Raw genomic sequence first — 8,197 nt, 5'->3', positions numbered from 1 at the left:
TCGAACGGGCGACAGGCGCCCTCGGGGTCGTCGTTCTTGGTCGACATCACGATGCGCATCTGGGCGAACGCCGCGATAGCGACCGCCTCGATTTTGACCTCGACGCCGCCGCAAATGGCGACGTCGGCCTCACCGAACACGATATGGCGCCACGCCTGGGCGATGCCCTCCGAACCCGACGCGCACGCCGAAACCGGCGCGATCACACCGGCGCGCGCGCGCCGTTCCAACCCGACCGCCGCGGCGGCCCCGTTGGGCATGTACTTCTGCACGGCGAGCGGGGAAACCGCCTTCATCCCACGGGCGCGAAGATCGTCGTAGCTGAAGACGATTTGCTCCGCCGAGCCCAAGCCGGTGCCGATGGAAACCATCAATCGGTTGGGGTCGACCTCGGGCGAGCCGGCGTTGTCCCAGACCCGCCGGCTCAAAATGGCCGCCATCCGTTGCAGATAACCCATCCGGTGCCGCTCGGCCCGCGTCAAGCCGTCGTCGAACTCCTCTAACAGGTGCCCGCCGATGCGGACGGGAAGGTCATAATGATCGACAAACGAGTCATCGAGGGTACGGATACCGCTCTGGCCGTCCAACAACAACTTCCACGTCGTCTCGGCATCCGTCGCCAGCGCGGTCGACATGGCAATACCGGTGACGACGACATTCGGGAGAGTTTTCCCGGTAACCAAGTCAGTCATGGGTTCTAGGTCCCTTCCATCTTTATTTCGCTCAACGCGGCACGACCGAGCGTCCCGACGCCGGCGGACCGCGAAAACGGAGCGGTGATACGAACAATATTCCATAGCCCTCGGCAGGCTTGGTTTCGCTGACCCCGGGCGTTGCGCATTAGTCTTCGTGACGTTTCGTCACGTGACGATCCCGCACGCATACGCTCATGCGCCAATAATTGCCCAAAATATCCGCACTTGCGGTAATAATAGCCTTATGCATCTGTTTATGCGGTGTACGGTTGCACCGGCACGCGGCCGTGCGCGGTTCGACAGGCGGCTTTGCCTACCATGACGTCGCCGATTTGGGCGGCTTTCCCACCCGAGGTGCATTCGGCGCTGCTGAGCAGCGGGCCGGGCCCGGGACCGTTGCTGGCTGCGGCAAGCGCGTGGAACTCGCTGAGCAGCGAATACAACGCGGCCGCCAGCGACCTCACGGCCCTGCTCGGGGAGGTTCAGGCCGGCGCTTGGGAGGGCCCGAGCGCCGAGCAGTATCTGACCGCGCATGCCCCCTACATCGCATGGTTGGTGAAGGCCGGCGCGGATAGCGCCGATATGGCCGCGCGGCACGAAGCGGCCGCGGCCGCCTATACGACCGCGTTGTGCTCGATGCCCACCCTCGCGGAGCTGACCGCCAACCACGTCACCCATGCGGTGCTGGTGGCGACGAACTTCTTCGGAATCAACGCGATCCCCATCGCAGTCAACGAGGCCGACTACGCGCGGATGTGGATTCAGGCGGCCACCACCATGACCGCATATCAGGCCGCGTCCACGGCAGCGGTGGTCACGGCACCGGACGCCGAGCCGCCACCGCAGATCGTCAAGGCCGACGCGGGCGCCATGGGCGACTCAGGCATGGGCAACGGTTCGGGCATGGGCGGCATGGGCAATGGTTCGGGCATGGCCGGCATGGGCGGCATGCCCAACATGGGAACCGCCCTGCCGTCGACTGTCGAGCAGTGGCTCAACGCGATATTTCCGATCAACCCTTTCGGTCCGCCGACAACGCTGCATCCGAGTTTGTCGATGTTCCTGTCACGGGCTGAGGTCATGATCCCGATGTACGCGAATAACCCCGAGCAATTGGTGGAAGCCCTTGCGCTGCTTGGAACTCAATTCGTCGTCCATCGAACCCTCGTCTTGATCAACATCTTCTACAACTATCCGACCTTGCTGACGGCGCTGCCCGCCTTCGTCGCCGACAACCCGTTGTATGCCGCGGGCATAGGCGCGACCACCGCGACCGCGCCCTTGGCGGCCACCGGCGGGCTCACCGGACTCACCGGACTGGCCGGTGTGGCGGGATCACCGCCACTGCCTAGCGCCGTTGCGCCCACCCCCGCAACCGTCCTCCCCGGCGGCCCGATCGCCGGCGCCGCTCCCACCGTCGCCGCCGCGCCGTCGGCCGCTTCGTCACCGGTGTCTGCTGCCAGCGCGCCACCGCCCGCGGCCGGCCCGCCGGCTTTGCCGGTCGGCGGACCCGAAGGTGCCGTGGGCGCCTCGGGCTTCAGCGTCCAATACCTAATTGGGGCCTCCGGCGTCACCGCAGAATCGAGCAGCCGCAACAAGATCTCAAGGGCTGCAACGGAATCGGCCGCGGCCCCGGCGGCCACGGCACCCGCAGCGGCGGAAAGCGAGCGAGAACGAAGGCGGCGTGCCGCACCGACGCACATTGACCGGGGCTACCGGTACGAATATCTGGACCCGCCCAGCGGCGCGGTTGCTTCCGATATGGGTGCGGGTCCGCTGGGCTCAGCCGGCGCCGCCGCCGTGTCAGCAACGCGACGTCCCGCCGGGCTGACCTCGCTGGAAGGGAACGCCTTCGGGGGCGCACCGACCGTGCCGATGATGCCCGGCGACTGGCAGACCGGGATCGACGAAGCGGACACTTCGTGACCGTTGCGGGGCCCGATGCGACGGCCGTTGTCGGGCGCGCTACGCCCCGAACGGCGGCCCGTCGAAGCGCTCGCGGGTGGCGAATTCGGCCACCGGCCGTCGGCGCAGCTTCGTCACCTGCCGCACCGGCTTGCCGAGGGGCACCACCGCCGCGACGGCGTACGCGTCGGGAACGCCAAGCAGTCCTTTGATGCGCGGCTCCTCGGCCACCGCCATCGTGGTCAACACCCCGCCGTAACCTTCGTTGCGCGCGGCCAGCAGGATGTTCCAGACGAACGGGTATACCGAGGCCCCCGACGTCACCGACAAGCGATCCAGATCCTGATCGATGGCGGCGACGACCCCAAGGTCCAGGCAGATCACCAACACCACCGGCGCTTTTCGAAACGGAGCGGACATTGCCGCCGGCGGCTCGGTTGCCTCGATTGTCGACGCGTCGACCCGTGGCGGCCGCAACGGGTTCCACGGCGATTCGCCGTTGGCGACCTGCGCCATGTACCGGCGGGCGGCGGGAAGCGCGAGGTCCGCAAGGGCCGACCGGGTTCCCTTGTCGCGCACGACGATAACCCGCGCACCCTGACGATTGCCCCCGGTCGGCGCGAAGCGCGCATTGTCGAGGATCCGCGCGAGCACATCGTCGGGAAGCGGATCGTCGGTGTATTCACGCGCGGCGGGGGTGGTTCGCATGACGTCGTAGAGCTCCATGACGACCATGGTGCCCCACCAAGAAGCGGCTTTAGGCGGCGTCGTGAAAGATCAGGCCGAGGGCGTAGCGCTGGCCGGTGCGCACGACGGAAACGCCGTGGCGCACCGGGGCGGCCGACCAGCCCCGCGTCGAGCGGACCGGTCGCTCCCGGGTGGTGAAGATGTAGCCGTGTCCTAGCGGCAGCGTGATGGCGGTGCCCCGCGATTGCGCTCGGGGCCGTTGTTCGACGAGCAGGAACTCGCCACCGGTGTGCGCCACGCCCGGCTCGCTGAGGTTGATCACGGCCTGCAAGGGAAACACCAAGTCGCCGTAGAGGTCTCGGTGCAGGGCGTTCCAGTCTCCCGGGCCGTACTTCAGCATCAGCGCGGTGGGTTTGGTCTGGCCGGCGCGATGGCACGTCGCCAGCCACTCATCGAGACCGTCGGGCCAGGGAGGGTCGCGGCGCAGTTTGGTCCACCAGTCGCGGGCGATCGGCAACAACCGGGGATAGAGGGCATGCTTCAGCTCATCGATCGGCCGCGGATAGGGCCGGTCGAAGTAGCGGTACTCGCCTTGTCCGTAGCGGTGGCGGCCCATGTCGACGGTGGCGCGAAACAGGTCGTCGTCACGGTAGAGATCACGCATCGCCGCGCACTCGGCGGCGGTGAGCAGCCGCGGAAGCAGCGCCCCGCCAACGTCGTTCATGTCGGCGGTGACCGCGTCCCAGTCCGCGGCGTTTAAGAGCCGATCCCATTTCGACGGCATCAGAACAGTCTGCCCGCCGCCGCCGGCGCCGGCGCTTCCAGGTCGAGCCGCCGGAAATACCCGCCGGTCAGAGCGTCACCCTCGGCGGCCAGCGTCAGGTTCCCCAGGGGGCCTGTCGACCATCGTGTGTCGCGTCGGCATCGTTCAACCTCATTGTGGAGTAGACGACGGGCGGACAGCCGGCGTGAGACCCAACTTGAGTAGTTCTACTCAGGGCTGACGCGTAGAAGTGCGCGGGTTTGACCGCCGCTATTCGGCGAGGCTTTCGGGAGGGCAAAAACATCCCCTTCATCGCCCAGAAAGGCAACCGAACGAAATGACCACCGCCGTCGGCTTTCCCAGCCCCGCCGAGCTCGAGGCCAGCACCCCGGCCGACCGAGACCGGGCCATCGACGTCATCCGGATCACCGCCCTGATCGGCGTCGTTCTCGGCCACACCGTGATGGCGATCAGCGTCATCCGAAATCACGTCCTCATCTGGGACAACCTGCTGACCACTTCCGCGGTGTTTCAGGCCTTGACCTGGATATTCCAGATCATGCCGCTGTTCTTCTTCGCCGGCGCCGCGGCCTGCGTGTCGTCATGGCGAGCCGGCACCAATTGGGGCGGCTGGCTGATGAAGCGCTGTACCCGGCTGTTCAGGCCGGTCTTCTATTACCTCGCGTTCTGGGCGGTCACGCTGACCGCGCTGTATCCGCTGCTGCCCCGCCATGTCTACGACCCGATCGCCGGCGTGAGCATTCAGCTGCTGTGGTTCCTGGGCGCCTACGTCCTGGTACTGGCCGCGATGCCGGCGTTGTCGTGGATCACCACCACCGGCCGCCTGGCCGCGGGCGTGGCCGCGGTCTACGGAGCCATCGCCGCAATCGACGCGGTCCGCCTCAACTGGCCGGCCGCGTCCGCCCTCGGGTATTTCAACCTCGCCGTGTGGCTCATCCCCGCGATGTTCGGCGTCGCCTACCGCCGCGGGCTGCTCACCGCGAGCGCGGCGCTGCGCACGGCTATCGCGGTGCTGGCGATCAACGTCGCGCTCGTGGGGTGGGGCCCGTACCAGCTCAGCATGGTCGGCACCGGCGACCACCGCCTGTCCAACACCAGCCCCCCGTCGTTGCTCCTGGCCGGACACGCAATCATTTTGAGCGCGTTGGCGATCGTGGCCGCCCCGGCGATCGCCCGCTGGGCCCGGCGGCCGCGAGTGTGGTGGTGGGCCGCGGTCGGAAACTCCGGCGCGATGACCCTGTACCTGTGGCACATGCCGGCGCTGCTGGCGACGCACCTGATCTTCGACTACCTCGGTCACCCGCGGTATCCCGGCCAGAGCGATTTCGTCGTGAACAGCGTCGCGCAGCTGCTGCTCATGGCGACCGCGGTGGCGGTGCTCTTCGTGGCGTTGCGGCCCTTGGAAAACAACCCGCTGGCCGGCTGGGACGGTGCCCCCGCGATCACGTCGGTGTGGCGGGGCGCGGCGGCCGGCGCGCTGCTGTGCGTCGCCGGCGTGGCGACGCTGGCCGCCATCAGGTGGGGCCTCAAAGGCGATGGGCTGGTCTGCGTCGCAGTCATGGTCGCCTCGCTCGTCGGCGCTCGGGTGCTGGCCGCGGCTCGCCGGACGAAGTAGCGAGACCGCGATGAAAAATGGCACCGCCAACGCGGCCGCACTGCTGAGCTTTGCCGGCGCGGCGATCCACGCCTGCGGCTTTGCGGCCAGCGACCTCGCGCTAATGAAAGGGCTTGACGGCCTTGGGGTTTGGGCCGCCATGTTGCTTTTCAGCCCCTTCGGCATCGGCTTGGCCGTCGTCGGCTTCCTCGAGGGCGCCGCCGCGGTCGGGTTGTTGGGCGGCGGCATCATGCTGCTGCGTCGCCGGCGCTCCGGGATCCGGCTCACGGTGGCGGCATCCGGGGCCGCATGCGTGACGGGGGCGCTTTTGATCACGCGGATCATTCCGGCGCCCTTCCTGTTCGGCAAGACGGTGGCCGGGCTGCCCAGCTACTCGCTGGTTACCGTGGTCGCCGTCTTCGTTTTGGCGTTGGCGGCGGTGACGATGGCGCTGGCGGTGGCGGGGCCGACGCTGCGGTCATGTTCTCGTCAGGGCTCGTCGTCCAGGCCGTGTTCGATGGCGTAGCGGGCCAGTTCCACCCGGTTGGCGACCTGAAGCTTACGAAAGGTGGCCTGCACGTGGTTTTCGACGGTGCGGTGGCTCAACGAAAGCTTCTCGGCAATCTGCTTGGCCGACAACCCCTTTGCGACGTAGCGCAGCACCTCGGTCTCGCGTTCGGTGAGCGTGGGGCGCGCCGGCCCGGGATCCTTGCTTTGGGCGATGCGCCGGTATTCGCCCAGCACCAGCCCGGCCAGGCTGGGCGTGAAAACCGCCCGGCCGGCCGCGGTGTCCTTGACCGCCTCGGCCAGTTCGGCTTTGGACGCGCTCTTGACGAGATATCCCGTGGCGCCGGCCTTGACGGCTTCCAGGACGTCGTCGCGCTCGTCTGACGCCGAGAGCACCAACACCCGAGACGTCGGCGAGACCGCGAGCACCTCCGCCGTCGCCCGCACGCCGTCGCCGTCGCCGAGCCGCATGTCCATCACCACGACGTCCGGCTTGACCACGGCGGCCCGCCGCCGCGCGGCGGCCACGCCGTCGGCGGTGGCGACGACATTGAACCCGCCTTCGGCGAGGTCGCGGGCCACGGCGTCGCGCCAAATCGGATGGTCGTCGACGACCATCACCGTCGGCGTCGTGTCGTCAGCCATCGCGCCCGTCCCGGCGCGGCACGCACAGCTCCCACTCGGTGCCCTCGCCCGGCGCGCTGTGCAGGTGAGCGGTACCGCCGAGCGAAGCCATCCGTCCCACAATGGATTTCGAGACGCCGAGGCGTCCCTCCCGGGCCGCTTCCTGCAGCCGGCCCGCGGCGATGCCCACGCCGTCGTCGCGGACGCTCACCGCGACCGAATCACCCAGGTCCTCCAGAAGCACGAACGCGCGGGCGTCGGGGCCCGCGTGGGCCCGCACATTGTCGAGGACGTTGCTCACCGCGGCGTCCAGTTCGCCGGCGACCCACCGCCGCAGCGGCACGGGTGTTCCCGGCAGGCTCACCGACACGCGGTCGGATTCCCTGCGCCGCAGCAGGGAGCGGACGTCGACGGTCGCGCGGTCTTCGTCGCCGTCGACGCCGGCCGACGTCACCCAGCGCCGCAGCGCCCGTTCCTGCTCGCTCGCCAGTTCGGCCAACTCTGCTGTGGCACCGCCGATTTCGTGGCCCCGCTTGGCCACCAGCGCGAGCACCTGGATGGCGCCGTCGTGGACCTCTCGCGACAGCCGCTCCCGTTCCTCCAGCGCCGCCGACAACTGGGCCGCGCGTTGCAACTCCTCGTGGGCGCGCCGGGCCGTCTGCGCGGCCATCCCGATCGCCATGCCGATCGCGAGCTCGATGATGATGGTGGCGTTGTGCCCGAGGTTGAGGCTGAAGTAGTCCTTGACCGCAAAGTTGGTCGCCATCACCACCAGACCCGTCGCCATCCCGCCCGCGGGCCCGCACTGAATCGCGGCCGAGATGGTGGGATTGCTCGCCCACAAGGTGGTCGGCCAGGTCTGGTTTTCTGCCGCCCAATGTTCGGAGGCGACAACCGTGTTGGACCCCATGAGCAAAACGACGACGACGATCTCGGCGATCACCCACGCCGGCCTGCGGCCGAATCCGCGCAAGTAGGCGACCGCGCAGGCCGCGCTCCAGCCGATCAGCACGGCGAAAAGCACCCAGCCCAGCACCGGCCGGCGCAAATCCGAGTTGACGGCGACTTGAAAGCCCAGCGCGTAGACGCAGCTCAACAGCCGAAACACCTGCGCCGCGCGCCACAGCGGCGCGGTCGGGTCGGAACTGTGGGTCGCCATCGGGCCCAGCATAGGTCGACGGCGCGCCGGCGGTATTCAGCTCGCGGCGCTAAACGGGTTGTATTCCGCGAGTAGTTTCTCGATGCGCGCCTCGTCCAGCCGCACCCGCACGGTGGCGGCCTCCTGGTGATCGCGGATCACCTTCGCCAGGGTGAACGCGCTAGATGTACTCGGCCAGGACGTTGGTAGCAGGCGTGTCGGCTTGATGTGAGGAGAACCCCCGGGTGGGGTGTGGCGTGTCG

At 68.3% G+C, this 8,197-nt stretch carries 8 protein-coding genes and 1 pseudogene; 3 read left to right on the top strand and 6 right to left on the bottom strand.

The features are described from left to right. Window positions 1–692: beta-ketoacyl synthase N-terminal-like domain-containing protein (locus AWC19_RS10415; protein WP_281255276.1), on the bottom strand; the 692-nt coding region annotated here is incomplete at its 3' end. Between the two features lie 321 nt (window positions 693–1,013). Here AWC19_RS10415 and AWC19_RS10410 point away from each other — a divergent pair. Continuing rightward, on the top strand, window positions 1,014–2,621 hold the full coding sequence (locus tag AWC19_RS10410; RefSeq protein ID WP_085077978.1) for a PPE domain-containing protein: 1,608 nt from the start codon (window positions 1,014–1,016) through the stop codon (window positions 2,619–2,621). Window positions 2,622–2,660: 39 nt separating this feature from the next. Here AWC19_RS10410 and AWC19_RS10405 read toward each other — a convergent pair whose 3' ends face one another. Continuing rightward, a complete protein-coding gene (locus tag AWC19_RS10405; protein WP_085077979.1) occupies window positions 2,661–3,326 on the bottom strand; it encodes a nitroreductase family protein in 666 nt (221 codons plus the stop codon). 31 nt (window positions 3,327–3,357) lie between these two features. After that, the gene (locus AWC19_RS10400; RefSeq protein WP_372508660.1) at window positions 3,358–4,011 is read right to left on the bottom strand and encodes a 2OG-Fe(II) oxygenase; all 654 of its coding nucleotides are present in this window, start codon (window positions 4,009–4,011) and stop codon (window positions 3,358–3,360) included. A gap of 376 nt (window positions 4,012–4,387) precedes the next feature. On the opposite strand from AWC19_RS10400, the gene AWC19_RS10395 reads away from it, so the two are divergent. Both AWC19_RS10395 and AWC19_RS10390 read left to right on the top strand, forming a co-directional pair. Then, window positions 4,388–5,686, top strand: a complete 1,299-nt coding sequence (locus AWC19_RS10395) for an acyltransferase family protein (RefSeq protein ID WP_085077976.1) — start codon at window positions 4,388–4,390, stop codon at window positions 5,684–5,686. Window positions 5,687–5,696: 10 nt separating this feature from the next. Further along, window positions 5,697–6,191, top strand: coding sequence for a hypothetical protein (locus tag AWC19_RS10390; RefSeq protein WP_085077975.1), 495 nt, complete (start codon window positions 5,697–5,699; stop codon window positions 6,189–6,191). Here the strand turns inward: AWC19_RS10390 and AWC19_RS10385 are convergent. From AWC19_RS10385 to AWC19_RS30050, 3 genes and pseudogenes are all read right to left on the bottom strand, one after another. Then, entirely contained in the window at window positions 6,155–6,817 is a 663-nt protein-coding gene (locus AWC19_RS10385; RefSeq protein ID WP_085077974.1) for a response regulator, read from the bottom strand. The genes AWC19_RS10390 and AWC19_RS10385 overlap by 37 nt on opposite strands. Beyond that, window positions 6,810–7,967 (bottom strand): MacS family sensor histidine kinase, encoded by a 1,158-nt coding sequence (gene macS / locus AWC19_RS10380; protein WP_085077973.1) that lies wholly within the window; start codon window positions 7,965–7,967, stop codon window positions 6,810–6,812. Before macS ends, AWC19_RS10385 begins: the two co-directional genes overlap by 8 nt. 24 nt (window positions 7,968–7,991) lie before the next feature. Continuing rightward, window positions 7,992–8,197 (bottom strand): annotated as a pseudogene (locus AWC19_RS30050) (hypothetical protein); the annotation flags it as partial.

This window comes from Mycobacterium palustre, assembly GCF_002101785.1.
GTDB classification, from domain to species: domain Bacteria; phylum Actinomycetota; class Actinomycetes; order Mycobacteriales; family Mycobacteriaceae; genus Mycobacterium; species Mycobacterium palustre.
This window is presented reverse-complemented; position numbering and strand designations above follow the sequence as displayed.